Source organism: Streptomyces sp. PA03-5A (assembly GCF_033792725.1).
In the GTDB taxonomy this organism is placed as follows: Bacteria; Actinomycetota; Actinomycetes; order Streptomycetales; family Streptomycetaceae; genus Actinacidiphila.
Genome location: NZ_JARAVL010000017.1, coordinates 151,472 through 178,180 on the forward strand (window position 1 = coordinate 151,472; position 26,709 = coordinate 178,180).

At 72.0% G+C, this 26,709-nt stretch carries 25 protein-coding genes; 11 read left to right on the forward strand and 14 right to left on the reverse strand.

Going from position 1 to position 26,709, the window contains the following annotated elements:
• The first annotated feature begins 49 nt into the window (after positions 1-49).
• The 4 genes from PV410_RS22415 to PV410_RS22430 all read left to right on the forward strand — a co-directional run bounded on the left by PV410_RS22415 (position 50) and on the right by PV410_RS22430 (position 2,705).
• Entirely contained in the window at positions 50-409 is a 360-nt protein-coding gene (locus tag PV410_RS22415; protein ID WP_500327102.1) for an ArsR/SmtB family transcription factor, read from the forward strand.
• A gap of 107 nt (positions 410-516) precedes the next feature.
• Positions 517-822, forward strand: a complete 306-nt coding sequence (locus tag PV410_RS22420) for a hypothetical protein (RefSeq protein ID WP_500327104.1) — start codon at positions 517-519, stop codon at positions 820-822.
• Between the two features lie 106 nt (positions 823-928).
• Positions 929-2,029 (forward strand): PLP-dependent cysteine synthase family protein, encoded by a 1,101-nt coding sequence (locus PV410_RS22425; RefSeq protein WP_500327105.1) that lies wholly within the window; start codon positions 929-931, stop codon positions 2,027-2,029.
• A gap of 202 nt (positions 2,030-2,231) precedes the next feature.
• Entirely contained in the window at positions 2,232-2,705 is a 474-nt protein-coding gene (locus PV410_RS22430) for a DUF3558 family protein (protein WP_500327107.1), read from the forward strand.
• Positions 2,706-2,966: 261 nt separating this feature from the next.
• Here PV410_RS22430 and PV410_RS22435 read toward each other — a convergent pair whose 3' ends face one another.
• The 4 genes from PV410_RS22435 to PV410_RS22450 form a co-directional block, all read right to left on the reverse strand.
• A complete protein-coding gene (locus PV410_RS22435) occupies positions 2,967-3,479 on the reverse strand; it encodes a cupin domain-containing protein (RefSeq protein WP_500327109.1) in 513 nt (170 codons plus the stop codon).
• 186 nt (positions 3,480-3,665) lie between these two features.
• Positions 3,666-6,440, reverse strand: a complete 2,775-nt coding sequence (locus PV410_RS22440) for a bifunctional YncE family protein/alkaline phosphatase family protein (RefSeq protein ID WP_500327111.1) — start codon at positions 6,438-6,440, stop codon at positions 3,666-3,668.
• Between the two features lie 6 nt (positions 6,441-6,446).
• The gene (locus PV410_RS22445) at positions 6,447-7,805 is read right to left on the reverse strand and encodes an ABC-2 transporter permease family protein (protein ID WP_500327113.1); all 1,359 of its coding nucleotides are present in this window, start codon (positions 7,803-7,805) and stop codon (positions 6,447-6,449) included.
• Complete coding sequence (locus PV410_RS22450) at positions 7,802-8,743, reverse strand: ABC transporter ATP-binding protein (protein ID WP_500327115.1); 942 nt, start codon at positions 8,741-8,743, stop codon at positions 7,802-7,804. Before PV410_RS22450 ends, PV410_RS22445 begins: the two co-directional genes overlap by 4 nt.
• Before the next feature lie 233 nt (positions 8,744-8,976).
• Here PV410_RS22450 and PV410_RS22455 point away from each other — a divergent pair, with 233 nt between their 5' ends.
• A complete protein-coding gene (locus PV410_RS22455; RefSeq protein WP_500327117.1) occupies positions 8,977-9,459 on the forward strand; it encodes a MarR family winged helix-turn-helix transcriptional regulator in 483 nt (160 codons plus the stop codon).
• The gene (locus PV410_RS22460; RefSeq protein WP_500327119.1) at positions 9,456-9,908 is read left to right on the forward strand and encodes a winged helix DNA-binding protein; all 453 of its coding nucleotides are present in this window, start codon (positions 9,456-9,458) and stop codon (positions 9,906-9,908) included. Before PV410_RS22455 ends, PV410_RS22460 begins: the two co-directional genes overlap by 4 nt.
• Before the next feature lie 269 nt (positions 9,909-10,177).
• Here PV410_RS22460 and PV410_RS22465 read toward each other — a convergent pair whose 3' ends face one another.
• Positions 10,178-11,041 carry a glycine-rich domain-containing protein gene (locus PV410_RS22465; protein WP_500327120.1) on the reverse strand — a complete coding sequence of 288 codons (864 nt, stop codon included), beginning with the start codon at positions 11,039-11,041 and terminating at the stop codon, positions 10,178-10,180.
• A 261-nt stretch (positions 11,042-11,302) separates the two neighbouring features.
• Between PV410_RS22465 and PV410_RS22470 the strand changes: the two genes are divergently transcribed.
• The 3 genes from PV410_RS22470 to PV410_RS22480 all read left to right on the forward strand — a co-directional run bounded on the left by PV410_RS22470 (position 11,303) and on the right by PV410_RS22480 (position 16,134).
• On the forward strand, positions 11,303-11,884 hold the full coding sequence (locus tag PV410_RS22470; protein WP_500327122.1) for a hypothetical protein: 582 nt from the start codon (positions 11,303-11,305) through the stop codon (positions 11,882-11,884).
• A 167-nt stretch (positions 11,885-12,051) separates the two neighbouring features.
• Complete coding sequence (locus tag PV410_RS22475) at positions 12,052-14,838, forward strand: ATP-binding protein (RefSeq protein WP_500327124.1); 2,787 nt, start codon at positions 12,052-12,054, stop codon at positions 14,836-14,838.
• Positions 14,839-15,060: 222 nt separating this feature from the next.
• Positions 15,061-16,134 carry a PP2C family protein-serine/threonine phosphatase gene (locus PV410_RS22480; RefSeq protein WP_500327125.1) on the forward strand — a complete coding sequence of 358 codons (1,074 nt, stop codon included), beginning with the start codon at positions 15,061-15,063 and terminating at the stop codon, positions 16,132-16,134.
• On the opposite strand, the gene PV410_RS22485 is transcribed toward PV410_RS22480, so the two are convergent.
• The 3 genes from PV410_RS22485 to PV410_RS22495 all read right to left on the reverse strand — a co-directional run bounded on the left by PV410_RS22485 (position 16,135) and on the right by PV410_RS22495 (position 19,143).
• On the reverse strand, positions 16,135-17,139 hold the full coding sequence (locus tag PV410_RS22485) for a helix-turn-helix domain-containing protein (protein WP_500327127.1): 1,005 nt from the start codon (positions 17,137-17,139) through the stop codon (positions 16,135-16,137).
• 463 nt (positions 17,140-17,602) lie between these two features.
• On the reverse strand, positions 17,603-18,286 hold the full coding sequence (locus PV410_RS22490; RefSeq protein ID WP_500327128.1) for a hemerythrin domain-containing protein: 684 nt from the start codon (positions 18,284-18,286) through the stop codon (positions 17,603-17,605).
• A 365-nt stretch (positions 18,287-18,651) separates the two neighbouring features.
• Positions 18,652-19,143, reverse strand: a complete 492-nt coding sequence (locus PV410_RS22495; protein WP_500327129.1) for a cupin domain-containing protein — start codon at positions 19,141-19,143, stop codon at positions 18,652-18,654.
• Between the two features lie 585 nt (positions 19,144-19,728).
• Here PV410_RS22495 and PV410_RS22500 point away from each other — a divergent pair.
• Both PV410_RS22500 and PV410_RS22505 read left to right on the forward strand, forming a co-directional pair.
• Entirely contained in the window at positions 19,729-21,039 is a 1,311-nt protein-coding gene (locus tag PV410_RS22500; RefSeq protein WP_500327131.1) for an FAD-dependent oxidoreductase, read from the forward strand.
• A gap of 140 nt (positions 21,040-21,179) precedes the next feature.
• Positions 21,180-21,728, forward strand: coding sequence for a YciI family protein (locus tag PV410_RS22505; RefSeq protein ID WP_500327132.1), 549 nt, complete (start codon positions 21,180-21,182; stop codon positions 21,726-21,728).
• 72 nt (positions 21,729-21,800) lie between these two features.
• Here PV410_RS22505 and PV410_RS22510 read toward each other — a convergent pair whose 3' ends face one another.
• From PV410_RS22510 to PV410_RS22535, 6 genes are all read right to left on the reverse strand, one after another.
• Positions 21,801-22,733, reverse strand: a complete 933-nt coding sequence (locus tag PV410_RS22510; RefSeq protein ID WP_500327133.1) for a hypothetical protein — start codon at positions 22,731-22,733, stop codon at positions 21,801-21,803.
• Between the two features lie 123 nt (positions 22,734-22,856).
• The gene (locus PV410_RS22515) at positions 22,857-23,699 is read right to left on the reverse strand and encodes an alpha/beta fold hydrolase (protein ID WP_500327134.1); all 843 of its coding nucleotides are present in this window, start codon (positions 23,697-23,699) and stop codon (positions 22,857-22,859) included.
• The gene (locus PV410_RS22520; RefSeq protein ID WP_500327136.1) at positions 23,696-24,292 is read right to left on the reverse strand and encodes a TetR/AcrR family transcriptional regulator; all 597 of its coding nucleotides are present in this window, start codon (positions 24,290-24,292) and stop codon (positions 23,696-23,698) included. Before PV410_RS22520 ends, PV410_RS22515 begins: the two co-directional genes overlap by 4 nt.
• A gap of 432 nt (positions 24,293-24,724) precedes the next feature.
• Positions 24,725-25,150: a hypothetical protein gene (locus tag PV410_RS22525; protein ID WP_500327138.1), complete on the reverse strand. Its 426-nt coding sequence runs from the start codon at positions 25,148-25,150 to the stop codon at positions 24,725-24,727.
• Between the two features lie 87 nt (positions 25,151-25,237).
• Positions 25,238-25,729 carry an FBP domain-containing protein gene (locus PV410_RS22530; RefSeq protein ID WP_500327140.1) on the reverse strand — a complete coding sequence of 164 codons (492 nt, stop codon included), beginning with the start codon at positions 25,727-25,729 and terminating at the stop codon, positions 25,238-25,240.
• A 121-nt stretch (positions 25,730-25,850) separates the two neighbouring features.
• Positions 25,851-26,654 (reverse strand): SDR family NAD(P)-dependent oxidoreductase, encoded by an 804-nt coding sequence (locus tag PV410_RS22535; RefSeq protein ID WP_500327142.1) that lies wholly within the window; start codon positions 26,652-26,654, stop codon positions 25,851-25,853.
• Positions 26,655-26,709 lie beyond the last annotated feature (55 nt).

The window sequence follows — 26,709 nt, forward strand, 5'->3', positions numbered from 1 at the left end:
GGGGAGTCGTGGGTGGACACGGGCTGAGCCTTCCCCCCATTATGTGCATATGAACGCACGCATGCACCTGTCACCTGCGCATGGTGCGCACCCGCGGGAACCGGGCACCGAGCACTACGTCCGCGGGGCCGAGCTCCTGAGCCTCCTCGCGGACCGCACCCGCCTCGCCCTGCTGCACACGCTGACCGGGGGCGAGGCGGACGTCTCCACGCTGACCGAGCGGGTCGGCGCCGCACGTCCCGCCGTCAGCCAGCACCTGGCCAAACTCCGGATCGCGGGCCTGGTCTCCTCCCGCAAGGAGGGCCGCAGGGTGATCTACGCACTCTCCGACGGCCATCTGCGCAGGCTCGTCGACGAGGTGCTCAACCTCGCGGATCACCATCTGAGCGGCAAACCGCCGCACGCCTGAGCGCGTTCCGGGATGTTCCATGGCGTAATGTGCGGCCTGTGCGAGGCCGCCACCGCGGAACGTGCCCGACGTTCCTCGTTGCGCTGCTGGCCGCATTCTGCTTCACCGTGGCCGGCTCGCCCGCGCACGCCCGCAGCTGCCCGCACCCGCACGTTCATCTGAAGAACGCGCAGGAGCGGCCGCACCCCGTCACTCCCCACCACCCCGGTGAGGACTGCTCCCCGGGCTCCGCCGAGCTCCCGGGGTCCCGCACCGGACCACGCGAGCACGGTACCGGCCCCGCGCAGACCGGCGCCGCCGAAGCGGCGCCCGGACAGGTGCCCGCCTCGCACAACACACCGGGGAGCGACCCGGCCCCCGACGCCCGCATAGCGACTGCGGCGCCGTCCGTCCTCTGCCTCTGGCGCATCTAGAAGACGCCCCCCGGACCGGCTGACGGTCCCTCATCCCTGCCCGTGTGCGCACCGGCGGTGGGTGAGCCGTGCACGGCACTCTTCCCGATTCCAGAAAGCGGACACCATGAACGAGCCCACCACCGGCCACGACCTCGCCTCCGCGGTCGGCGACACGCCCCTGCTGTGGATCTCCCACCCCCTCACCTCTCCCGGACGCGGCTTCTGGGCCAAGCTGGAAGGCGCCAACCCAGGCGCCATCGAGGACCGCTCCGCCCTCCACATGGTCGGCTGCGCACGCGAGCGCGGCGACCTCCTTCCCGGCGCGACTGTCGTGGCGTCCACCAGCGGCGCCTTCGGCCTGGGACTGGTGCTCGCCGGACGGGTCTTCGGCCACCCGGTCACGCTCGTGACCGATCCGGACCTGGAGCCGGACATGAAGCGCCTGCTGCGCTCACGCGGTGCCCGTCTCGACATCGTCCGCGACGCCCACCCCTACGAGGGCTGGCAGGAGGCCTGCCGCCGGCGCGTGACCGAACTCCTGGCGGCCGAACCGGGGGCCTGGTGCGCCGACCCGTACGACAACCCCGACAACGCCGACGCCTACACGCCCCTGGCGGCGGAACTGATCGAGCAACTGGGCCGGGTCGACGTCCTGGTCACCAGCGTCGGCACCGGCGGCCACTCGGCGGGCATCAGCCGCACGCTGCGCGCCGTCAACCCGGACCTGCACGTGATCGGGGTGGACACCGTCGGTTCGATCACCTTCGGCCGGCCCGTCAGGCCCCGTCTCGTCCGGGGCCTGGGCAGCAGCATCCACTCGCGCAACGTGGCGTACGAGCAGTTCACCGAGGTGCACTGGGTCGCCGCGGCCGAGGCCGTGCACACCTGCCGTGCCCTGGCCCGCTCCCACTACGCGTCGGGCGGCTGGAGCGTCGGTGCCGTCGCCCTCGTCGCCGGATGGGCGGCCCGCACCTACTCCGCCGAGGCACGCATCGTGGCCGTGTTCCCCGACGGGCCGCACCGCTACCTCTCCACGATCTACGACGACGACTACTGCCGGGACCGCGGGCTGCTCGGTACCGCCCCCGCCACGGAGCCCACGGAGGTCGCCTCGCCCACCGACGGTGAGGCGGCGGGCTGGACCCGCTGCCGCACGGTGACGAACCCCGTGGCGTCGCTCATCGCCCCGCCGGCGCACCCCGTGGAGGCGCCCGAGTCCGTGTGAGGCGGTGCCGCCGCAAGGGCGGCCGTGTTCGCCGTGCCGCCGGCACGGCGAACACGGCTGTCGCACGGCGATGACATTCGGTTGCCGCCCTGTGACAGGAGTCCGCAACTGGCCGGGCGTGAGGTGACGTCTTCCGGGGCCGGGACACGAGGTCGGAGTGCCCCTCCGGCCCGCCGCGCCACCATCGGAGGACCCAACAGTGATGCGTTCACCTCTGGCAATCGTCGGCCTGGTGCTCCTCGCCGCGACTGCGACCGCCTGCGGCTCGTCGGACACCGGCGCGAAGGCGGCCCCCGCGCAGTCCGGCCCTGCTTCCGCTGCCAAGGGGAAGGAAGCGGCCTCGGGCGGATCGCCGGAGGACGGCAAGGAGGTCGATGCCTGCACCCTGCTCAAGCCCGAGGAGGTCACCCCGCTCATCGGCGAGAACGACGGCGGGCACCCCGACGCCGGTGTGGGGGAGAGCGTCTGCACCTGGGAGAACCCCGACACCTACCACTCCGTCACCCTGAGCATCGGCTCCCCGAAGACGGCCGGCTCGGAGGACGTCGACAACTCGATGATGACCGCGTTCACCGTCGACGACCGCCTGTGCACGATCCAGGTCGTCACCCTCAAGCGGGACGCCGACAAGAAGTCCGAGGCCAAGCTCATCGACCTCGTCCGCGCGAGAGTGTGACGGGGCGGCGGCCGTGTGCCTGACGCGTCGGCATCAATGCCCCCGCGCCACGCCCCCGCGGGTCCTGGAGGCTGCTCCGAGGCCCGCGGGGCGCCCGGACGCGGCCGGGTTGCCGCTGGTGCGCCGGACACTGGCGTCGGACCCATGGACGCACCGATGCGGTTCACGCTGACCGAGCACTCGGCCACCTACTGGTCGGCCGCACGCGCCCGGTGACCGCCGCCGCAGAGGCGGGTGCCCTCACCCGACGCGGCTGAGGGCCTACGGGAGCATGATCGTCCTGGAGCGCCGGATGACCTGCTCGGCGCGGGCGCCCATGTCCTCGTCGACCGGCGGCGGTGCCTCGCCGGGGCGGGCGGGTGTGCTGTGGTCCAGCATCAGCTGTTCGAGGCCGGGCGGCGTGTAGATGAAGAGCAGGCGCGCCGCGTGGATGCGCTTGTTCTTGAAACCGTGCCGGATGCCCTTGGGCACGTGGATGAAGTCCCCTGCCATGGCGGTGAACTCGTGGTCGCCGTCCACGAACTCCAGCTCGCCGTCGAGGACGTAGAACGTCTCGTCCTCTTGCGTGTGCGCATGGGGCACCGGGCCGCCACCGGCCGGAACGGTGGCCTCGATGAAGCCGATGTTCCCGTTCGTCTGCGCGCCCGTGGCCTTGACCGTGTAGACGTCGTCCGCGGCCCACACGGTCGGCCCCTGGCCCGACGGCACGTAGAGCGCGCCGCGCCTGTTCCAGGTCGGGTCGTCGGGGTCGTTCTCGTCCAGCAGGAAACTCATCGTGCCTCCGTTGTCAGGCGACCGCCCGTCTTCCTCCGGAGCGTATCAAATCCTTGACGAGTCAATTATCTCGTGGCGCTCGGTCTGTCCTCGGAACGGCCGCCTGGAGCGCGGCAGGTCGACGCACAGGGGGTCTCTGGCCGGCGGCACCGCCTGCCAGAGACCCCCATCCGTGATCAGCGGGCGTCAGCCGTCGTTCTCCGCCGACGGGATGTAGGCGCCCGGGACGTCGTCCGGGGCGAAGATCTTGTCCTCGCCGGGGTACGGCGTCGTCCACTGGTGCGTCTCGTACCACGTGAGGTGGTTCATCTGCGCGGGGTTGGCGAAGTCCGGCCTGGCGTTGGGGCCGGTCAGCCGCTGCTTGGACTGCCAGTCCTCCCACTTCGCGGCGAGGGCCTTCTTGCCCGCAGGCACCTTCGTCGTCGGGACGGCCGCGGCGCTCGGGTCCTGCGGCGCCGGGGTGTCCAGGCCGCAGGCGGGCGGGGTCTTGAGGCCGTCGGTGAGCGGGGTGCGGTTGGGCAGCGCGGTGAAGGGCGTGTAGTCGGCCTTCTTGGTGAACGCCCCGAACATCGGGGTGGCCGCACTGTCCTTCTGGTTCATCGGGTGGATCCCGAGGATCTGCTCGATGGTGCGGATCATCGTGATCTGCGAGTAGTAGCGGCTGTCGACGGTGTCGTGCCGGGCCCAGGGGCTGATGATCTGGATCGGGGCGCGGTGGCCGTCGACGTGGTCGAGGCCGGCCTGGGAGTCGTCCTCGACCACGAAGATCGCGGAGTCCTTCCAGTACGTGCTGTGCGAGATCTCGTCGACGATCCGGCCGACCGCGAGGTCGTTGTCGGCGACCTGGGCGGCGGGGCCCGCGGGCCCGCCGGTGTGGTCGCTGGAGAGCCAGAACATGTTCAGGTTCGCCGGACCGTTCTTCTCGAAGTCCTGCTTCCATATCTCCGCCCGGTAGACGTCCGGGACGCTGGTGTCGAACTTCGGGAAGCCGGGCACCGAAACGCTGTTCAGAGACGGGATCGGCGAGGACGAGACCAGGTTGTAGGCGGTGTCCTGCCCGGTGGCCTGCATGTTCTTGGTGTCGCAGTAAAGGTTCTGCCAGGTCGCGCCCGACGGCTTGGTCAGGAACTGGTGGAACTCGCCGAAGTCCCGCACGCTCTTGCCCTGCGCCTGCGCGCCGGTCCAGATGAAGCCGGTGCGCTGGTGGCCGAGGGCGTCGTCCTCGGTGTCGTAGCTGCGCGCGTACTCTCCGGCCGAGGACTCGGTGTACTCCGGGTTGTCCGCCTGCATCAGCCAGTTGTGGCCCTCGGCGGAGTTCGTGCCGATGTCGTACGTGTTGTCGTACAGCCCGAACTGCCGGGCCAGCGCGTGCTGGTTCGGCGTCACGTTCTCGCCGAACTCCGCGAGGGACGGGTCGCCGTTGCCCTGCGTGACGTCGCCGAAGACCTGGTCGTAGGTACGGTTCTCCTTGACGATCATGAAGACGTGCTTGATCGTCGACGGGTCGCCGAGCCGCTGCGGGACGGCCACCGGCTTCGTGCGGCCCTTGTCCTTGCCCTTGTCCTTCGCGAGCTTGACCGAGCCGTTGGTCCAGCCGTTCTGCTGGAAGACCTTGGCCGTCTGGGACTTGATGACCTTCTCGCTCGGCAGCCTGAACCGCTGCACGCTCGAGGTGGTGTCGTGGGTGCCGTGCCCGGCGCTGCCGGTGGGCCGGCGGGCGTCGATGCCGCGGGTGTTGGAGACCACGACCTGGTCGCCTACGGTGGCGATCTCCGCGGGGAAGTAGTCCGTCGGGAGCAGGCCGACGTAGCCGACCGGCTCCTGCGGGGAGTTGTACCGGTAGACGGCGACCGCGTTGGCGCGGCCCAGCGTCACCAGCAGGTGGCCGTCGTCGGTGAGCGTGACGGCGTTGGGCTCGTAGCCCACCGACGCCTCCGGCCACGGCTGGGTGGCGATGGTCTGTACGACCTTGTTCTTGCGGGTGTCGATGACCGACACGTCGTTGGTGGCGGTGTCCGTGACGAACAGCGCCCCCTTCTTGGCGTACAGGGCGGTCGGGTGCAGACCCACGTCGATGCTCGCGACGGCGGCCGCCGGGTCGGCCAGGTCGATGACGCTGACCGTGCCGGTGGTGGTGGCACCGGTCTTGGGGTCGGCCGGTACCTGCGTGCCGTACGAGTTGATGGTGGTCTCGCCGGGCTTCGCCGGGCGCCCGCCCTCGTTGCTGACGTACAGCTTGGAGCCGACCACGACCATGTCGCGCGGGGCGTTGCCCACGGCCCAGCTCTGCTTGACGGTCGCGGTAGCCGTGTCGATGGCGACCACGCGGTTCTGGCCGTTGACCGCGGCGTACACGGTGGAGCCGTCGGAGGAGAACACCGGCTCGCCCACCAGGGCGTGCTTGGAGCCGTCCGCCGGGACGGAGACGGACGTCGGGTTGGCGAGGCTGCCGTCGGGGTTCACGGTGAAGCGGGTGTAGCCGTCGGTCTGGCCCAGCCACAGCTGCGAACCGTCGGGGGAGTACGTGGGGCCCTCCTGGCCCACGCTGTTGCTGCCGATGCGCGGGTCCGCGGACGCGGAGTTGCCGACGAGCTGCTGGACCTTCCAGCTCTTCAGGTCCACGACGGCGAGCGCCACGCCCCCGTCGGTGACGGAGGCCGCGAGGTGGGTGCCGTCCGGGCTGACCGAGGACGACATGATCTTGCCGTTGTCGATGACGAGGTGCTCACCGTACGGGGCGATGTACTGGTCGCTCGAGACGACCTGCCCCCGGCCGGTGACCTGGCCGACCTGGTCGTGGCCGAACTGGGTGGTCTGGGCGAACCCGATCCCGGTACCGGTGGCGAGGACGACAGCGGTCGCGGCGGCCAGCGTGAGGCTTCTGCGGCTGCCGAACCATCGGCCGGGGAGGGCATGGGTATCCCTCTCGGCGCCCGCGCGGCGGCGACGTGTGACCTGCATGGTGAGTTATCCCTTCGGGGAGGTGGCAAGCAGTTCGACGTTGCCGTCGAACTGCCAGAGCGGGTCCGGCGCGTCCCCCACCGGGGTCCGCACCAGGAAGTAGCCGTTGACTTCCTTCGGTCCGTCGCCGTCGGCGACGTACCGCCCGTCCGGAGTGACGTCGAGTTGGTAGATGGCCTGGCCCGTGGCGGTGACGCCGGGAAGGTGCCAGGAGACGACGCAGCGCCAGTCGTTGCCGGGCCCTTCGGCATCGGCCGTGACGCCGCCCTTGGTGCACGCCGCCGTGGCCTTGAGCTGCGCTTCGGTGACGGCGGGACGGTGGAGCTGGTCGGTCTGCATGCGGTACAGGTGAGCGAAGGCCGTGGCGACCGAGCGCTGCACCTTGTCCTGCTCGACCCCGGAACCCGTGGCCGTCGTCGTCGCGGTGAGGACGGCGACCGTCGCGGCGAGCAGCCCGGCCAGCGGCAGGGCGCCGGCGAGGAGCGCGCGGCGCGCGGAGCCGTCATCGGTCAGGTTGGTGAAGTCGCGCCGCAGGAAGAGGAGGTAGGCCAGGGCCGTCGTGGTCACGGACCACAGCAGGCTGACCGCGATGCCGATGAGGAGCGGTGCCAGCTGCTGGGGGCCGGCGAACAGCCCGTTCCAGGAGATGAAGGCGTAGCCGGGCAGGGCCAGGCGTACGACGACGGGGAGCGGCATCATCTGCGCGAGCTGCATCGCGAGCGCGACGAGCGCGGGCAGCAGCAGGCCCATCGGGGAGCGCCCGAGCGCGATGGAACCGAGCAGGCCGATCCCGGCCAGGGCGAGCGTCGGGGCGAGTGCACAGAGCCAGGCGAGCAGGACCTGCCCGGCGGCGTCGGACGGCGTCAGCAGGTGGCCGTCGAGGCCGACCAGCGGCTGGTTGCCGACCGCCACGACCCCGCCGACCGCGCTGGAGCAGGCCATCCCGGCCACGAGCAGCAGCAGGACGGTGAGGCTGGCCAGCGCCTTCGCCACGAAGATCCGCCGGGCTGAGCGGACCGCCACCAGCAGGTGCCGCCAGGTGCCGAGCCGGTCCTCGGAGGCGAAGACGTCGCCGGCGACGACCGAGGTCAGCAGCGGGAGGGCCCAGGTGCCCGCGAAACCGAGCATCACCAGCGGTCCGGCCCACCCCGTCGCGTGCATCCAGCGGCCGAAGAGGGTGTCGACGGGGAGCGTGCTCTGCCGGCTCACCGCGGCGACGAAGAGCGCCGGCGCGATCCAGCAGGCCAGGACCAGCAGGCGGATCCGCCATTGCGACACCAGCTTGACCAGCTCGAAGCGGTAGCCGCGCGAAACCGGGACGCGACGGACGGGGACAACGTTGTCGGCGACGACGGTCGCGGTCATCGGCCGGCCTCCTGCTGCTGGGTGAGGGCGAGGAACGCCGCCTCGAGCGGCGAGACGACGGGTGCGAGCTCACGCAGTGCGATGCCCGCCCGAACGATCCCCACCACGAGTTCGTCGAGGGCCGGCACCAGAGCGCGCACGACCAGGAGGTCGGCGTCGTTCCGTACGCCGGCGTCGTCGACGACGCGGATTCCGGTCGTGCCGAGGGCCAGTTCGCGGGCGGCCTCCGGGTCGGAGGTGAGCAGCCGGTAGTCGAGTTCACGGTTCTCGGCGGCCAGCTTGCCCAGCGGGCCCGAGAAGACGACCCGTCCGGTGGCCAGGATGGTGACCTCGGAGCACAGTGCCTCCAGGTCGTCCATGCGGTGGCTCGACAGCACGACGGCGGTCCCCTCTTCGGCGAGCCGGGTCAGGACCCCGTGCACGTGCTTCTTGCCCGCCGGATCCAGGCCGTTGGACGGTTCGTCGAGCACGAGCAGCCGGGGTTTGGTGAGCAGGGCGGCGGCGAGCCCGAGCCGCTGGCGCATGCCGAGCGAGAACCCGCGGGCCCGGTCGTCCGCGACGTCCGTGAGTCCCACCTGGGCCAGTACGTCGTCGATCCCGGCCGTGCGCGCGTCCTGCCCGCGGAGGGCGGCCAGCGCGGCGAGGTTCTGCCGGGCGGTGAGTGACGGATAGAGGCCGGGCCCGTCCACGAAGCCGGCGACGCCGTCGGGCGCGGCGAGCGCCCGCCCGACCGGAGTGCCCAGGATCCCGAGGCTGCCGCTGTCGGCGACCGCCAAGCCCAGCAGGAGGCCGAGCAACGTGGTCTTGCCTGCGCCGTTCGGTCCGACCAGGCCGTGGATCTGTCCCTGCGTCACGTCGAGGTCGACGCCGTCGAGTGCGACGACGTCCCCGAAGTACTTGGCGATTCCGCGAGCACGGACTGCGAGGAGTGTGTCCATGAGTCCCTTCTTCCGCAACGCTCAAGGACCTTAGGGAGGGCGCACACCCCCGCCGGGGACGCTCGGTTGAATGGCCATGGAACGTATCGTCAAGACATCGGCAAGTCCGGGTGCACGAAGTGGGCGTCACCGAGCCGGACTCGGGCAGAACCGGGCGTAGGGCGCGGGCAGAACCGCTTCGGAAGTCGGAAATTCAGTAGCCATGTACATAGTAGCCATGTACGGTATTTGGCGTGAGTCCAGCAACTGAGAGCGCCACGCCGGGATACCTGGTCTGGCGCCTGTCGATGAGATGGCGGGTGGCCGTCGACCGGGCGGTCGCACCACTGGGCCTGACCCACGCCCAGTACGCGGTGATGGCCTCCCTGTACGGCATGTCGCGTTCCGGGCTGCGGCCCAGCCAGCGCCGGCTCGCCGACCACACCGGCCTCGAACCGCTGTACGTCTCCAAGCTCGCCCGCGCCCTGGAGACCGCCGGGCTCGTCGACCGCACCCGGGACCCGAGCGACCCGCGCGCCATGCAGCTGTCGCTGACCGAGCAGGGGCGCGACGTCACGCGACGCGCGATCGGCGTGGTCCAGGGCCTGCTGGACCAGTTGCTGGAGCCGCTCGGGGGGCAGGACAGCCCGCGCACGCGGCAGTTCACCCGCGAGCTGGCGACCCTGATCGACGCACCTCTTGATCCGTACACCGAGAACGACGAGGAGCAGTCATGACCACCACCGCACCCGCACCCACCGCCAACGGCCGGGTCATCGCCCTTGCGCACCACGCCGCGCGCGCCCTCCTGGAGGGCGTGCTGACCCGCCACGGCGCCACGTTCCACCAGAGTGTGACGCTCCGGGTCGTCGTTTCCGCGGGCGGGGCCATCGGCCGGGACGAGCTCGTCGGCGACGTCGTCGGTTCGCTCAAGACCGACGTGCCGGTCGTGTGCGGCGTGATCGAGGAGCTGACCGCCGCAATGCTGCTGGAGGAAGACCCGGCAGACGCGTCCCGGATGCGGCTCACGGACGCCGGACGGGAGTTGCACGAGAGCACCACCACGGAGACCGCCGGGATCTCCGCCCGGCTGTACGCCGGTATCCCCGCCGAGGACCTCGCTGTCGCGGGTCGGGTGCTGACACTGATCACGGAGCGTGCGAACGCCGAGTTGGCCGACGCCTGAGGTCTTCTCCCGCTCGTCTCCGTTCCGGGGGCTGCGGCCTCCTGAGCCGGGGCCCGGCGCGTCATGCGGCGCGCCGGGCCTGCCACGGGTGGGGCCCGCTCACCACCAGATGACCATGTATCCGGCCCCACCGGGCCTGCCCGCAGGACTTGTCGTGGTGCCGCCGTCGCCACCCGAACCCGAATCCCCGATCGGTGGCTGGCCGATGAGCGACAATCCCACGGGCGGCGTGACGATGCCGTTCGTCGCGGGGCCGCCCTGGCCGGTGTTCAGGCCCGGTCCGCCTGAGCGGGAGACGGCGTCCGGGTTGAGGGGTGGACCGCAGAGACCGATGCCCGGCGCGCCACTTCCGATGGAGGAAGCGGGTCCACCGGAGCCGCCCGTGGCGAGCGCGACCGCGCGAGGTTGTCGGGAGGGGCGGACAGGAGCGAGAGTCCGCCTTGGGTGCCTGCGGTATTGGCGGGGCCGCCGGCCCCGCCCTCGCCGATGGTGACCGTGTGAGGTTGCCCCGGCTGTACCTGGACGGTGCACCAGACGAAGCCGCCGCCGCCCCCACCGGTGCCGTTGCTGCCGTTCGGCCTCACTCCGGCACCGCCACCACCGGCGCCCCACAGCTGGAGGAAGGCGGTGGTGACCCCGTCGGGCGGAACGAAGGTTCCGCTGGCGCTGAATTGCCGCAGACCGTGAACGGCGCTGGGCCCGGGCGGGCCCGCGGGCCCTGCGGCCCGGTGGGACCCAGGGATCCCGGGTCTCCCTGCGGGCCTTGTGGCCCCTGCGGCCCGGTGGGCCCCACGGAGCCGGGGTCGCCTGACGGTCCCGCGGGCCCTGTGGGGCCCGGCGCGCCTGACGGCCCGGCAGCTCCAGTCAGGCCGCCCGGGCCCGTCGGGCCCGCAGGCCCGGCCGGACGCGGGGGTCCCGGCGGGCCGGGCGTTCCGGGGCGGCCCAATCGCGGCGGGCAGTAGCCGGGCACGGCCGGGACGAAGAAGCACGGGAAAGCGGAGCTCTGCGGGGCGGCGACCGGAGACGTGAGCACGGGAGTCGCGGCGCGCTCTCCGCTGCCCGCATGCGCCATTCCCGTCACGGCACCGGACGTCAGAGCCACGGCCGCGGCTGCCGTCCACACGTGCACGCACCTCGGACGGTGTCCGGCCGGCGCCGCCAAGCCGACTCGGCGGATCACAGCATCACCTCCAGCATGGGGCCTCGAGGGCGGACTGCACCGTTCTCCCGCGGCAAGAAACACCCCGGGTCCCATCTGACGCGCCCTCAGTGGCCGACCGGGTGACGGGCCTCGGGCGCGCCGGGGGGCACGGGGGCGGGGGAGCGGGGCCGGAAGGCGCGATTCCGTGGTATCCAGGCGGGAGTTGGGGCGATCGACTGGCGGGGAGACAGCCGTGAGGACACTGGACAGGGCGGTGCTGGCCGGGGCGGTTCTCGTCGCCGGGGTGCTGGGCTCCACGGGCTGCACCCTCACCATCGGCGAGACTGCGGGGGAGCCGGCGGATGTCGCCGTGGTCACCGCGACGGCTTCCGCCACGTCTTCGTCGTCCGGCTCCCCGTTCCCGTCCGCGCATCCCTCCGCCACAGCCTCCGCCTCGCCCTCGCCGAGCCGCACGCCGTCACCGGTGCCCGTCCGCGGACCCCGTCAGAAGCTGGTGGTGATGACCGTCAGCGGCGGCTTCGCAGGCGTCCACCAGCAGGTGACGCTCCGGGGTGACGGCACCGTCCTCACGATGGGCAAGGGCGAACCCGTGCAGCGCCGGGTCGGTGCTGCCCGGTTCGAGCAATTGCGGCTTCTGCTCGGTGACCCGGCGCTGGAAGACGTCCCGGACTTCACAATGAACATGGCGGCAAACGACATGTTCCAGTACACCCTCGAATTCGGCGGTCGCACCGTCATGACGGACCGCTCGGACGGGCCGCCCGCGCTGGAAAGGCTCATCAACGCCCTGAGTCGGTGGCTCCCGGGTCGTTGACCTGCACTCCTTGACGGAAGTGGTCCGGGAACCGTCCATCGGAAATACCGCAGGTGAATTCTCCTGCGGTCATGAGTCGGATATCACGGTGGCCCGCACGAGTACGCCGCCCGTGCCGTGTGAGAATGCTTGAGCCCAGCCCCGGAACCAGAGAGCCGGAAACTCCGATGCAAACCTCCGTGTACACCGCCGACGTCGGCGGTGGAACGCGCCAGGGGCTGGTCGGACGCGCGGGGGACGTGGACCGGATCGAGGGTCTGCTCGGCTCCGTCGATTCCGGTGGCGCGGTGCTGCTGTCCGGTGAGCCCGGGGTGGGCAAGACGGCGCTGCTCGGCCATCTCGCCCAGAGGGCACTGGCAGCCGGTGCCAGGGTGCTGCGGGCGGCGGGCACGCGGTCCGAGAGCGACGTGGAGTACGCGGCACTCAACCAGCTGCTCTTCCCGCTGTGGGAGGAGGATCCGCAAGCCCTGGACGGGGCGCACCGCGAGGCACTGCGGGTGGCCCTGGGCTTCGGGGAGGGACCCCCGCCCGAGCGGTTCCTGGTCTCCAACGCGGCCCTGGTACTGCTCCGCAACGCGGCCACCGCGACGCCGGTGCTGCTGGTCGTCGACGACCTCGATGCGGTGGACCCGGCGAGCGCGGCCGTGCTGGGATTTGCCGCACGCCGGCTCCCGGGAAGCCGCGTCAGGTTCCTGGCGGCCGTCCGCAAGGGTCGTCGCAGCTCCGTCGAGGACGGCGTACGCACCGGACACGAGGTCCTGCCGCTGGACGAGAGCGCGTCGCGGCTCCTGGCCGGCTCGTCCCATCCGGACCTCGCCGGGCCGGTCGTGGAGTGCGTCGTCGCGGTGGCGCAGGGAAATCCGCTGGCCCTGGTCGAGTTGCCGGCGGCCCTGACCGGGCCGCAGCGCGCCGGACTGGAGCGGCCGCCGGCCGCGCTGCCGCTGACGCGGCGCCTGCGCGAGGTCTTCGGCTCGTGCGTGGCGGAGCTGCCCGCGGCGACACGCCGTCTGCTGCTGGTGTCCGCGCTGGAGGGGACGGGGGACCTGGCCGTCGTGCAGACCGCCGCGCACCGGCTCGGCGTCGGGGCCGACCTGGTGGACCTGGAGGCCGCCGAGCGTGACGGCCTCGTGCGGATCGAGGAGTTCGACCACCGCGTGAGCTTCCGGCACCCGCTGTTCCGTGCCGCGGTGGTCGACGCGTCCACCTCCGCGGAGCGCCGTGCCGTGCACCGCGAACTCGCCGAGGTGCTGCACGACCGCCCCGACCAGCGCGCGTGGCACTTGGGGGAGGCGTGCGTGGAACAGGACGAACACGTCGCCGCGTTGCTGGAGGGCACCGCCCACCGGGTCCTGCGGCGCGGCGACGCCATGGCCGCGATCCGGGCCCTCACCAAGGCCGCGCACCTGAGCCCCGGCGCGGCCGACCGTGGCCGCCGGCTGGCCACCGCCGCGTACATACGCGCGGACGCCTCCGGTGAGCTGACGATGGCGTCCCGCCTTCTTGACGACGCCCGGCGCTTTGGTTCCGACGCCCGCGCCTCCCTCTACTCGGCGGCGGTCACGGTCCACCGGCTGCTCGACGGCGAGGGGGACATCGACACGGCCCACCAGGTACTCCTCGGCGCGATCGAGAACGGCGACCATCCCTACGGCGTCTGCGACCCGGCCCTCGAGGAGGCCCTCTACCTGTTGTTGATGCTGTGCTGCCTGGGTGGCCGTGAAGAGCTGTGGGCGCCCCTCCACCGGATCCTGGACCGGCTCGGGCCCGACGCGCCGCCCCTGCTGGGGGTGAACGTCGCCACCCAGGGCGATCCCGCACGCACCGCCCTGGCGGCACTGGGGGACCTGGAGGAACTCATCGCGGGCCTTTCCCAGGAGACGGCCCCGTCGAGGATCACCCGGATCGGCGCCGCGAGCATCGCCGCGGACCGGCTCTCCGGGGTGCGTGACGCCGTATCGCGCGTCCTGCCCCAGGGCCGCCGGCAGATCGTCACCCTGCCGCTCCTGTGCACGGACGCGTTCCTCGCGGGACGGTGGGACGACACGACGGAGCTTGCCGACGAGGGACTGCGCCTGTGCAAGGAGCACGCCTTCGAGGCCGTCTCCTGGTACTTCCGCTACTACAAGGCGGTCGTCGCGGCGGCGCGCGGCGAAGCGGGCCTCGCGGTGGAGGCAGCCGACGCGATGGCCCTGTGGGGGACGTCCCGTGGCGCGCAGCATCTGGTGACCCTGGCGGACCACATCCGGGTGCTCGTCGCGCAGGCGGAGGGCGACTTCGAACGCGCCTACCGGCACGCGGCGGCCATCAGCCGACCTGGTGAACTGGCCCCGTACACCCCGGTGGCGCTGCTGGTGGCCGGGGACGTGGTGGAGGCGGCCGTGCGCACCCAGCGGCAGGCGGAGGCGGCCGCCCACGTGACCGCCGTCCGGCAGGCCGGGATCGCGGCGCTGTCCCCGCGCAGGGCCATGCTCGTCGACGCTTCGGCCGCGACGGCCGCCGAGGCGGACGAGGAGGCGATCGGGCACTTCGAGCGGGCCCTGTCGCACCCCGGCCTCCAGCAGTGGCCCTTCGACCTGGCACGCGTGACCCTGGCCTACGGCGAACGCCTGCGCAAGGCGCGGTCGACCACCGACGCCAGGGCGTCACTGAGCGCGGCCCTGGCGACCTTCGAGCAACTCGGCGCACGGCCGTGGGCGGACCGGGCGAGGCGCGCGCTGCAGGCGACTGGATGGATGGTCAAGCGGGCCGACGGGCCGGAGTCGGTCGGCCTCACCCCGCAGGAGGTCGAGATCGCCCATCTCGCGGCCTCCGGCCTGACCAACAAGCAGATCGCCGAGCGGCTCTACCTCTCCCCCCGCACCGTCGGTGGCCATCTGGGCCGGGTCTTCCCCAAACTCGGCATCACCTCCCGCGCGGCGCTCCGCGACGCCCTGACGGGCCTCGCCAAGCGCTAGCCGCGGACGTGCGGGGGCCGGCTCGGCGCCCGGGCGCCCAGGTGGGCGGGGGACTGCACGGGTGGGCAAGGGGCCGTGCACAACGGGGCAAGGAGCCCGGCGGGGAGTCCTCCTACGGTCGAGGTGTCCCATCACAAGTGGGACACCAATGCGCGGGTCCGGCACCGTTCGCGGATCCGTCGGCCTCCGGCCCCGCGCACGAACCCCAAGGGAGTGATGCCGATGCCGGACATCGAACAGTTCGAGGAGGAGCCCGACGGCGGGCGGCCGCCCCGGCATTTGGCCGTCGTGGGCGGCGTGGCGTGGATGCTCGCGGTGTGCGCGGTGTGCGTGATCCTGCCGCTGTACGCCCATCCGAGTCTCGCGTGCGGACTCGCGCCGCTGGTCACCGCAGGGGTCGTGGCGGTGGTGATGGCCCGCATGAAGGACCGGTACCGTCACGGGGCGGCGCGGGCGCGCGCCGTTTCGGACACCGTGCGGCGGACCTTGCTGCGGCCGCTCCCCGAGCGGGTCGGGGCGCTGGGGCTCGCCTCCGTCTACCGGGCCTGCGGCGGGCGGGGACAGGTCGGCGGGGACCTCTACGCCGTCGCGCGCAAAGGCGGGACGACCCGCCTGATCATCGGTGACGTGTGCGGCAAGGGCCTGCTCACGTTCGAGGACGTCGCGGCCGTGCTCGGGGCCTTCCGCGAATGGGCCCCGCGTGCGGCGACCCTGGCGGAGCTGTCGGCGCGGCTGGAGGAGAGCTTCGTGCGCCATCTGGCCGAAGCCGAAGGCGCCGTCCGCGACACGGACGAACGCTTCGTGACCGCACTGCTGTTGGAGGTACGGGACGGCGAACAGCTCGCCCGCATGGTCAACCACGGCCATCCGCCGCCCGTACGCGCCCGCGGGGGGAACGTCGCCCTTGTGCCGGGCTGCCCGTCACCCCCGCTGGGACTGCGTTCTCTGCGGGGATGCGGGGCCATCGAGGAACGCTTCGAACTGGCCCCCGGGGACACGCTGTTGCTCTACACCGACGGGCTCGTCGAGGCCCGCGACGCCGCGGGGCACTGCTACCCGCTGATGGACCGGGCGACGGCGTGGCGCTGGGTCCGGCAGGGCCCGGACCACCACGAATGCCTGCCGGAAGCGCTCGGGGAGATCCTCCGGGACCTCGTCGACCACGCCGGTGCGCTCCCGGAGGACGATCTCGCGATGGTCGCGCTGACCCGGATGGAGGAACCGGCCGCCGCCGCGCTGCCCCGGCCCGCCGGTGAGGCCCTCGGCGAGGACGCGGGGCAGTTGCGGCAGGACTGATCACCTGTCAGTCGGCTGGGGGAGCGGGCCGGCTGCCTGGAGGGGTGCGACCTGCAGGGCGCCGGCCTGCCGCCACTCCGCCGGGGAGAGACCGTAGACCGCCCGGAAGGTGCGGCTGAAGTGCGCGTGGCTGGCGAAGCCCCACCGGTGTGCGATCGCCGCCACCGTCTGTCCCGCGAGCTCCGGCCGTACGAGGTCCCTGCGGCAGGCCTCCAGCCTCAGGCGCTGGATCCATCGGCCTACGGTCATGGGCTCGTCCTGGAAGAGCTGGTACAGGTAGCGGACGGAGATGTGGTGCGCGACCGCGACCGTCGCGGGGGAGAGCGCGGGATCGTCCAGGTGGGCGCGGATGTAGGCGCGGACGCGCTGCAGCAGGGCCCGCTCCACCGCGGCCTGCTCCCCTGAGGTGCCTTCCAGGGCGACCAGGGCGGTGAGCACGTCGACGATGCCCTGGCGCAGGAAGCGTTTCGCGTCCTGTGCGCAGATGCAGTGTTCCGTCGTGGTCACGAGCCCGTCGACGTATGAGGCGAGGATCCCGCCGATCCCGTGGCCGGGTGAGTAGGTGCGGCCGGTGGCCAGGCGCAGGAGCGAGTCGGGGAGGTCCAGCAGCTGGCGCGGGACCGTGGCCACGTGCTGCCGCACGGGGCCGGCGAAGTCCAGGACGTACGGCCTGCGGCTGTCGAGGATCACGAGTTCGCCGGCGGCCACCGGTGTCTCGCGGCCGTCCTGGGCCGCGACGCTGCCGCCGGTGTGTTGCAGGCTCACGATCAGCGAGCCGTCGCCGTCGGCGGCGATGAGCGGGGCGGTACGCGCCATCCGTTGCGGGCTCGCCTCGAGGAACCCGGCCTGGACGCCGGCGACGCAGGCCCGGCGTATCGCCCCGTGGAGCTCGGCCGCTCCCTGGGTGCGGATCTCCAGGCGGGTGAACGCCCTGCGTACGGCGTCCCTCCAGTACTCGGCCCGCTCGGCGGGCGGTTGGATGTCCGTGCAGAATGCTTCGATCACGATGTCCTCGCGAACTGTGAGGAGTTGCCCGGTTCCCCGGGGCCCAGGCGGCGCTTTCCGCGTCACGCGCGGCCCACTCGGGGAACCCCCATCGCGGCCACCGTAGGGTCCTGCCGGGGCCATCGGCGGCCCTTCCGGCGGGGAGTGCGGGACACCCGCAGACATTGTGGGGACATCCGCAAACACGAATTCCTGCTATTGGGACATTTGTCACACAAGGCGATATGCATGCGGAATGCGTATTGAGAGAAATGTCACAATTGATTCACCTGCGCGAATCCCATGCCGAATGGAGTCGTAATAGGGCGGGATTGTGCCGTCGTATTCGGCGGGAGAGGGGTTCGGCAAGGAGAGCGAACGCTTCCGCCCGCATGCGCATGAGCCGCCCCCCGGGCCGGCGCCAGGGCCGAGGCCGTGCCTCGGTCCTGGCGCCCCGGTCCCGGCCGGGGAACCGTCGGGTGCGTCAGGAACCGACGCGCGCCGGCCTGACCGTTCCGTGGACCTGCCGGGCGTGGGACGCGTACCGGCGGCGTCCCAGGACGGGGACGATCAGCCGGAGGGGCAGCGGGGCCGTCGCCAGCACCGCCTTGATGGTCTCGGGATCGCCCTCGTACATCGCCATGCCGAAGACGAGCGGCAGGTCCTTCTTCGGTGTGCTCGCCATCCCGTGCTCGCCGAGCTGGTGCCATTCCGCAGCGGTCACGTACTTCGCGGCCAGCGGCAGGATCTCCTTCTCCTCCAGTGCCATGTGCCGGACGAGCACGGTCAACAGCCGCTCGAACGCGTCCGCGAGCTCCTCGCCTCCCCGCCCGGTGGAACGCCATCCCCCGAGCAGTCCGGTCACCTCGCCGTGCAGTGCGTCGATGGCGTGGTGCTGCTGCTCCATCGTCGGCACGATGGCCTCCGCATCCACGCCGGCGCGCTCGGCCAGCTTGGGCCACAGCAGCAGGTCCTCGCCCTCGTGGTGCGTGTGCAGGACCCGGCACACCAGCGCCGCGTGGGCACCGACGACCTCCGCGCGCCGGGTGTCGCCCGGCGCGACGGACCGGATGAGGTCGGGAAGCAGCCTGAACTCGCGGCGCAGCGCAGTATGGGCCATGTACATGTCGCGCGTATCGGCCATGGGTTCGTTGACGAGTGGAGCCATTGTCTCTTCCTTGTGCGGCCGCCTGGCATCCCGGGAGGGGGTGACGCGGCCCGTGTCGGGCATGGCCCTGCGCGTGGGCCGGCGGTCCGGTGGCATACGGGTCCGTCTGCAGTGGCACCCGGCGGGTGCCACCGGGTGCCACGGAATGCGCAGGGTGATCAGGGCAGGGGTCAGTGCAGGTCAGAGGCCTCGTCCGCTGCCCAGGACACTGTGGCAGTGGTGCCGGGGCTGCCGCATGCGTCAAATGCCCCTGCGTCGCGGCTGCGGCATGGGTCGTCTGACCCCGTCCCCGCTGGTGGGGCGGAGGGGCGTGGGTCGTGGTGGCCGTCGGACGGCTGTCGCATCCGGCCGCGGGGCCGGACCCCTCATTCGGGGAGGACGATGTTCCCCATGGCCTCGTTGACCGCGATCATTTCCGGAGTGAAATCCTCCGGGGTCCACAGGCGCGGCGAGTGTCCGGGCAGCGGGTCGTCCCCGAAGTCGAGGAAGAAGTTCTCGGGGCCGCCCGGGGTGAAGAAGAATGCCATCTTGGCCTCGCGGTCGCTGATGTTCTTGAACCGGTGCCGCACGCCACGCGGAACGAAGACGAAGTCACCCGCCGAGGCGACGAAGGTGTTCTCGCCGTCCAGGAACTCCAGCTCGCCCTCGAGGACGTAGAACGCCTCGTCGTTGTGCTCGTGGAGGTGCGCTATCGGTCCGTTGCCCGGGGGCACGGTGGCGACGACGAAGCCGAGCCGGCCGTCGGTCTCCTTGCTGCTGACCTTGATGGTGTACTCGTCGCCGGCCACCCACTTGACGGGTCCCTCGGTGGAACGGACGTACAGTGCACCGCTCTTGTACTGCTCGGGGGTTGCCAATTCTCGCTCCTGTGCGAAATCGCGGGATCGCGCATGCGGGGTCGCCGCATGCGTGGGTCGCCGGGAGTCCCGGCCGTGATGAGAGGGGGAAGGGGCGGCGAGGCCGCGCAGTCATTGCGGCGTCAAGTAACCATGAGTCAACTTGCCTCGTCAAGTAGGTGGTGGGCGCGGCTGGTTGGGCCGTCAATCGTTGCGGGACGCGCCGGCTCAAGCGCCGGGCCACACGGCTGAGGGGGGTGCGTCAGGGACCCCGGCGGGCCCACCGCCCGCGCGGGTCGCACATATGCTTGCTGTATCAAGCAGCTTGCCGTACGCTCCGACGCGCGTTCGCAGTTCGAAGGCAACGGGCCCTGTTCTCCATGCATTTGACGGGATGTCTGTTCCCAGGCGGATGGTCGCGACCGTAGCTCGCGCAGAGATGGTTCGGCCGCGCGCAGGCCGATCACTGAGAGAAGCCCAAGGATGGTGCGCGTCGCCATCGGGGGCCAAGGAGAATGTGTGGCTGTCTCGCCCATGACCGTGTACGACAGGATCGTCAGGTCGGACGTGCCCGAGCATCCCCCCATGCTGTTCGACACTGCGTGTGTGTTGGGTGGCAGTGTCGCCGGCCTTCTGGCGGCCCGGGTCCTCGCGGACCACGCCCGGACCGTTGTGATCGTCGAGCGGGACGAGACGAATGTGGAGGGACGCCCTCGTGCGGGCGTGCCCCACGACCGTCAGGTGCACGGGTTGCAGGCCGCCGGGCTCGTACAACTGGAGCGGTGGCTGCCGGGATTCACGCGGGAGGCGCGGGAACTGGGCGGCGTCCTGCTCGGGCCCCAGCGCATGACCATGTACGTCGACGGCAGGGAGCAACTCCGCACAGGAGACACCGAGTTCCTCTTCTGTACCCGGCCCTTCCTCGAGTCGCGCATCCGCAGCCGGGTCCTGGCCCTGCCCAACGTGCGGACCATGGCGGCACAGGCCACGGGCCTGGAGTACGGCGACAACGGTGCGGTGGACGCCGTGCGGTACGTCGTCGACGGTGTCGCCGGCGCGCTGCCCGCCGACTTCGTGGTGGACGCGATGGGGCGCGCCTCCAAGTCCTCGGACTGGGTCGAGCAGGCGGGCTTCGACAGGCCCCGGCTGCAGCGGGTGCAGACCGGGGCCCACTACGCGACGGCGCTTTTCGAGCGGACCGGTCGGCACAGGGCAGAGCCGTCCTTCACGGGCGCACGGTTCACGCTGCCGCCCGGGCCGGACGGCCTGGCCGTGGCCCTGGCCAAGCCCGTCGAAGACGATCAGTGGCTCGTGGGGCTCACCACCTACGCGGAGGGCCGGCCTCCCCGGTCGATCGAGGAGTTCCGGGCGCTGTGCGAGAAGTTGCCGCATCCCTTCGGGGAGGTGACCGACGGCGCCGTCACCCGTGACGTCCTGACCTTCCACCAGGCGGACAGCCGGCGCCGTGATTTCGCGGGGCTGTCGCGCTACCCCGCCGGCCTGGTCGGCGTCGGCGACGCGGTTGCCTCCCTGAACGCCACCTACGGGCAGGGCATGATGTCCGCCGCCCTCCACGCCTCCTGCCTGTCCGCTTACCTGGGCGGTGGCGTCGAAACCGGCGAACCGGCCACCGAGTTCTTCGCCCTGCAGGAAGTGGCCGTCGACGCCATGTGGGCGGTCTCGGCCGGTTCGGACGCCGCCCTCCGCGACGCGATCGAGGGGGCCGAGGTGCCCGAGGACGTGCAGCGCCAGCGCTGGGCCATGGCTCAGCTCGCACAGGCCTCGCTCACGGACGTGACGATCGCCGAAGCCAGCGCGGCGGTCTTCTACGGCCTGGCCCATCCCATGTCGCTCGCCGACCCCGCCCTCCTCGAGCGGGCCATCGCCGTGAACGTCCGGGAGTCCGCGAACTCCTGAGCCGCGCACGCCACGTCCACGACGGTGTCGACGGTGCCGCGGCCGGTGTGACCACGCTGCCGCAGCCGTCGTGGTCCCCGCTCACCGTTCCGGGTCCGCGCGCCGAGCGGGCAGGGCCTGCGCTGGGGGAGAGTGTGCGGATGGAGTTCTTCTGCTACCACCGTGACCGGCCCAATTCGTTGACGCTGCGTCAAGAGCTGCTGGAGCAGCACTGGTCGTACATGGACCAGTACGAGAAGGAGATGATCGCCCGAGGCCCGACCCTCACCGCAGGGGACGGCGAGCCCACCGGCAGTGTGCACATGGTCGACCTGCCGGACGCTGCCGCTGCCCGCGCGTTCGCCTTCGACGAGCCCGGCTACCAGTCGGGCGTGTACCGGGACGTGCTGCTGCGCCGGTGGCGCAACCTGCTGGGGCGCACCATGTGGGACTTCCCCGGTGGCCGTACCGGCGGCAACCGGTACCTGGTGCTCGGCCTCGGCGCAGGCGGAGGAGCCGACCTCGTGGTGCCGCCCTTGCGGGACGACCTCATCGCGTTCGGGCCCCTGCTGTCCGACGACGGCAGCACGTGGCTCGGGACGGCGGCACTGGTCCGGGCGCCGGACGAGGATGCCGCACGCGCTGTCCTGACCCCCGACGCGTACGCCGGGATCGAGGTCCACAACTGGCAGTGCGGCGGCCGGTCGTGATGTGAGGCAGGCGGGGCGCCGGGCCGTCAGGCTGGGAGCGCGGAGCCTGCACGTGCCCCTCCAGTGTTCCGGTCAGGGGTCCGGATCGTCGAGGCGTGCGGTCAGCCGATCGGCGTGGGCGGCCGCTTCGTGGGCCCGGCGACGGGCGTCGCGGGCGGCCTTGTCGGCCTCCCGCAGCAGTCGCCGGGCCTGGCCCTGGCCGTCGCGGGCTGCCCGTACGGTCTGCTCGGCGTCCTTGACCCGCCCGAGCAGTTCGTCGAGGCGGGCCTGAGCCTCGTCGCGGTGCCGGTCCGCGGCGTGTAGGCCTTGCCGGGCGGCAACTGCCTCGCTTTCCCGGGCCGCGGCTTCCTGCTCCGCCCGGCGGGCGTGCTGTCCGGCCTGCTCGGCATCCTCGCGTCGGCGCTGTCGCTCGGCCTCGCGGCGGGCCCGCGCGGTGTCCTCGGCGGTCCGTGGCGGCTTCGGTGTGCGGTGCGTGCCCTGGGCGGTGGTGGCCTGGGCGGTGGTGGCCTGGCCGGTGATGTCCACGGTCGCCGACAGTGGCTTGGTCAGGCGGCCCTCCGCGAACGCCGCGCCGGCGTCGGGGTCGGCGAGTGCGGCGTGCAGGGTCTCCTCCACTTCCTGCACGGCTTGGCCCGTGATGGGCTGTCCGGATTCCGCGGCCAGTTGTGCGGCTTGCCGGGACAGTGCCTGCACGAGCTCCCGCTGTTGCCGGTTGAGCCGGCGGAGCCGTCCTCCGTCCAGGCTGCGGTGGGCCTGCCGCAGTGCTTCGCCGAGCCGGAGGAGCGGCCCGATCTCGTCCCGGCGTTCGCGGGCCAGCAGATTGGCGGCCCAGGCCGAGGTGGTCGGCTTGCGCAGGGCCGCGATCCGGTCGGCGAGGGGCCGGTCGCCGGCCTTCTTGGCGGCCTGGGCGTGCGTGTTGCGGGCGGCGGTGAACTGCGCGGGCGGCAGCCGGTACAGCTCGTCGGCGACCGAGTCGAGGTCGGCGGGAGCGTCCTTGCCTGCCACGGTGCACCACCTGCCCGGCCGTCGGCCCCGCACGGGGCGCGCCGGGGACCGTTGCCGCCCATCGAACAACCGCCCCGGCCGCCCCGCAGCCGCACCGCGCCCAATCGGGTCGGGGACGCGGGTCTACCGGGTGCCGAGGGCCTCGCGGAGGTGCTCGCCGAACGCGGTGGGGTGGGTCGTCAGGCCGATGTGGCTGCCGGGGAAGTACCGGAGTTCCGTGCCGAGGTGCTCGGCCAGGGAGGCCGCCGCGCGGTGGGGGAGCTCGCCTCGCGAGTCCTGGCCGGCGGCGAGCACGATCCGGTCCGACAGCGCCTTGAGGCGGCCGGTGTCGGGGGCGTAGGACATGAAGGCGGGCACGATGCGGCCGACGAAGAGGGGCAGGTTGCCCATGGTCCGCTCGACCCGCGCCGCCGCTCGTGGCGGAAGCTCGATCGCGGGCTCCGGGTCGGTGGTGTTGTCGTCCTTCTTCATGCCCTCGGCGAACGCGGCCATCGCCGGCTTGAGGCCTTGGGCGCGGAAGGTGTCCTGCACGCGGTCGACGAGTGCGCGGTGCTCGGGGGCGTCGGGGAGGACGTCCACGACCGGCGGTTCGTGCGCCACGAGGCGTGCGACGCGTCCGGGGTGGGTGGTGAGCAGGTGGAGGGCGGTGATCGCGCCCGAGCTGGCGCCGAAGACGCGGGCGGGTTCGTGGGGCGAGAGCAGGTCGAGGAGGTGGAGCGCGTCGTCGGCGTGTTCGGCGACGTGCTGTTCTGCGTCGGGGTCGTCGAGGGTGCTGCGGGACATGCCACGCGGGTCGTAGGTCGCGACCGTGTACGCGGTGGCCAGGTCGTCGGCGATGTCGTCGAAGGTCGCGGCCCCGCCGGTTCCGCCCGGGATCAGGAGCAGGAGGGGGCCCCGGCCGCGTACTTCGTAGTGCAGGGTCGCGCCGTTCACGCGCAGGCTGCCGGTGGAGGGGGCGCTCGTCATGGGGCTGCTTCTCCTTCTCGGGATGCGGGCCAGTGCTCCAGGAGGTGGTGCAGGGCGTCGAGGGCGCGTAGCCAGGACTGCTGCGGTGAGCGCCGGTGGGCGAATCCGCCGGCGGCCTCCAGGGCGACGAACCCGTGGAAGGTGCTGCGCAGCAGGCGTACCGCGTCGGTGAGGTCGGGCTCGGCGAGTCCGTAGGCGCGGAGCATGCCATAGGTCAGCTCGACGGCGCGCCGTGGTCCGGGGGCTTTGGCGGCCAGTTCGGGGTCGATCTGCAGGGGGGTCTGCGTCGCGGTGTAGCGGCCGGGGTGCTGGTGGGCGTACTCGCGCCAGGCGTTGGCGAACGCGATGAGCGCGTCCTTGCCGGCCCGGCCCGCGGTGGCCTCGGCGATGCGGATGGTCTTCTCGTCGGCGGCCAGGAGCGCGATCCGTCCGCGCAGGTCCTCAAGGTTGCGGACGTGCGTGTAGAGGCTGGCGTCCCTGACGCCGAGCCGCCGGGCGACCTGGGACATGGTCACCTGGTCGAGGCCGACCTCGTCCGCCAGCTCGGCGCCCGCGACCGTCACCCGTTCCGCCGTCAGTCCGGCTCGCACCATGGACCCTCCCACTGATTCCTAGGATCCCTCATTGTAGCCTAGGGGTCCTAGGGTGCGCGAAGAGGTATCGGCGCAGGGGCGGTTGAGGAGCGGGTGGGGTGTGCCGTGGCCGACGGTGGCGGCGCGGTGGCCTGGCGCACTCATCGCCGTCCGAGCAGCTTCCCGGCGCGGCGGCACGCGTTCTCGCGAAGGTGGTGCGGGCGGGGTCCTTGCGCAGTGCCCTTCAGACCGGGAGGACGGTGTGGACCACGGGCCGACGGCCGGGTCGACGCCCTCACCGGGCCGGCGTCGTGTCGCGGCACAGGTGGCGGACGCGGCGATGGCCATGGCGTTGGTCGTCGACGGCCCACCCGGCGACATCGGTCCCTGACGCATGCGGCGTCCCGGGTGGGCGACTTTGCAGGCCCCCGGGAGGCGGTGCCACCGGCGATGTCAGCCGTTGTCCCGTTCGGTCGTGGTGAGGTCCTCGGCGAGGCGCCAGCCGTCCCCTGCGGGCTCGAACACGAAGAGGTGGGAGCTCACCCAGGGGACATCGGCCCTGTGGGTCTTGCCGAACCGGTCGGTGGCGTACGGCCTCGTGGACTCGTCGACCCACACCTTGGCCCGGTCGCCGTCCATCTCGACCTGCTGGATGTGGGCGGTGGAGACGGCTCCGTCCCACATCACGTCCGCTTGCGGTTCGTCCCTCCGCCAATACGCGGTGGGGAGGTCGGCGTCGTGCTGGAAGACCTTTTGGGCCGCTCGCTCAAGCGACGCCCGCTCCGCCGCTTCGACGTGGCGGTGCACCACCAGTGTGGCCGGCACGGCGGCGACGAGTGCTGCCGCCGCTGCCAGGACCAGTGCGTGCTTCTTGTCCATGGTGCCCCCACCCCGAGCTGCGTGATCTTGCGGGAGCGTAACCGGTCGTCGCAGGTCAGCGACAGTCGGCCGGTGCCGCTACCTCGTTCACGTGGTGACCTTGGCGATGAACGCGGCGAGGTTCGCGACGGTCCGCTGGATCTTCTCCTCCAGGGTGAGCGTCTCGTGGAGCCGCGCGCCGACGCCCGCGTCCTTCATGCCCCGCACGTACAGCGGGCAGGCGAGGTCACGGCACATGTAGGCGCCCACGGTGTTGCCCTGCTGCCCGGCCTTGCCGGCTTTCGCTGCGACCATGAGTGAGACGCCCCCGGAGTGGGTGGTCAGGCACATCGAGCACATGCCGAGCCGCGCCTGCCAGGAGGCCGGACCCGAGGTGCGCAGGGCGAGGGCCACCGTGCGGCCGTCCAGCTCGGTGGCGAGGTAGGAGCGGTCGGGGGCCTGCGGGTCCCGCCAGCCGAGGAAGTCCAGGTCGTCCCAGGGCTGCTCGGCCAGGTCACGGGGGACGAAGAGGCGCTTGGCCTCGCCCTTGGTGCAGTTCACGAACGCGCTACGGATCTCTTGCTCGGTCAACGGCTTCATGGGCAGCAGGCTAGTTTGCCTAAAGTGATTAGGCAAGTTCTTAATTAACATCGCTGGATGGTAAGAAGGCTTTGGTTCCCGCGCCCCCGCCGCCGGGAAGGCGGCGGGGCCGCCGGAGGGGTCAGTTCGGGCGGGTGGCGGAGATTCCGCCGTCCACGTAGAGCGTGATGCCGTGGACCATGGCCGCATCGTCGCTGGCGACGTACAGGACGCCCTTGGCGATGTCGTCGGGCCTGATCACCACGCCTGCCGGGGTGGCGGCGGTCATCGCCTCGAGCTCCGCACGGGCCGCCTCGTTGCCCGGCGTGAGGGTCGCCCCGGGCGCGACGGCGTTCACCCGCACGCCGCGCGGGCCGTACTCCGCGGCCCAGCTCCGGGTGAGCTGCTCGTCCGCTGCCTTGGTCGCGGTGTACATCGCCGCGTAGGGGCTGCCGACGCGGGCCATCCAGGAGCCGATGGTGACGATGACGCCGTTGCCCCGCTCGGCCATGGCCGGCGCCATCGCGGCGACCAGGACGTGGGGAGCGCGGACGTTGACCGCGAGCATGGCGTCCAGGTCGGCGTCCGGCAGGTCCTCGGTCGCCGTCGCCGGGTAGATGCCCGCGCTGTTGACCAGGATGTCGACGCGTCCGCCGAGCACCTCGGTGGCCTCCGCCGCGAAGGCCCGCAGCTGCTCGTAGCTGCCCGCCAGGTCCGCCGCGACGAAGCCGGCCCGGCCGCCGGCCTGCCGGATGTCCTCGACGACGCCCTCGCCGCGGGATCCCTGCCGGCCGCTGACGACGACGTGGGCGCCCTCGCCGGCGAGCGTGCGGGCGATCGCCGCACCGATGCCGCTGGTCGAGCCGGTGATCACGGCGGTGCGGCCGGCGAGGCGGGAGCCGGGGGTGGCGGGTGTGCTGTCTGTGATGTGAAGAGAAGTGGTCATGGGTCCCTGTCTACGGCGGCCCGCCGGCATCGGGCCAGGTCAGGACGTACCTGGG

Bases quoted from the DNA above. Each gene is read 5' to 3' on its own strand.
- PV410_RS22415 (WP_500327102.1), top strand. From the start codon at position 50: ATGAACGCACGCATGCACCTGTCACCTGCGCATGGTGCGCACCCGCGG.
- PV410_RS22430 (WP_500327107.1), top strand. From the start codon at position 2,232: ATGCGTTCACCTCTGGCAATCGTCGGCCTGGTGCTCCTCGCCGCGACT.
- PV410_RS22475 (WP_500327124.1), top strand. From the start codon at position 12,052: ATGCAAACCTCCGTGTACACCGCCGACGTCGGCGGTGGAACGCGCCAG.
- PV410_RS22425 (WP_500327105.1), top strand. From the start codon at position 929: ATGAACGAGCCCACCACCGGCCACGACCTCGCCTCCGCGGTCGGCGAC.
- PV410_RS22515 (WP_500327134.1), bottom strand. From the start codon at position 23,699: ATGACGAGCGCCCCCTCCACCGGCAGCCTGCGCGTGAACGGCGCGACC.
- PV410_RS22535 (WP_500327142.1), bottom strand. From the start codon at position 26,654: ATGACCACTTCTCTTCACATCACAGACAGCACACCCGCCACCCCCGGC.
- PV410_RS22505 (WP_500327132.1), top strand. From the start codon at position 21,180: ATGGAGTTCTTCTGCTACCACCGTGACCGGCCCAATTCGTTGACGCTG.
- PV410_RS22490 (WP_500327128.1), bottom strand. From the start codon at position 18,286: ATGGCTCCACTCGTCAACGAACCCATGGCCGATACGCGCGACATGTAC.
- PV410_RS22480 (WP_500327125.1), top strand. From the start codon at position 15,061: ATGCCGGACATCGAACAGTTCGAGGAGGAGCCCGACGGCGGGCGGCCG.
- PV410_RS22440 (WP_500327111.1), bottom strand. From the start codon at position 6,440: ATGCAGGTCACACGTCGCCGCCGCGCGGGCGCCGAGAGGGATACCCAT.
- PV410_RS22435 (WP_500327109.1), bottom strand. From the start codon at position 3,479: ATGAGTTTCCTGCTGGACGAGAACGACCCCGACGACCCGACCTGGAAC.
- PV410_RS22445 (WP_500327113.1), bottom strand. From the start codon at position 7,805: ATGACCGCGACCGTCGTCGCCGACAACGTTGTCCCCGTCCGTCGCGTC.
- PV410_RS22525 (WP_500327138.1), bottom strand. From the start codon at position 25,150: ATGGACAAGAAGCACGCACTGGTCCTGGCAGCGGCGGCAGCACTCGTC.
- PV410_RS22460 (WP_500327119.1), top strand. From the start codon at position 9,456: ATGACCACCACCGCACCCGCACCCACCGCCAACGGCCGGGTCATCGCC.
- PV410_RS22530 (WP_500327140.1), bottom strand. From the start codon at position 25,729: ATGAAGCCGTTGACCGAGCAAGAGATCCGTAGCGCGTTCGTGAACTGC.
- PV410_RS22450 (WP_500327115.1), bottom strand. From the start codon at position 8,743: ATGGACACACTCCTCGCAGTCCGTGCTCGCGGAATCGCCAAGTACTTC.
- PV410_RS22520 (WP_500327136.1), bottom strand. From the start codon at position 24,292: ATGGTGCGAGCCGGACTGACGGCGGAACGGGTGACGGTCGCGGGCGCC.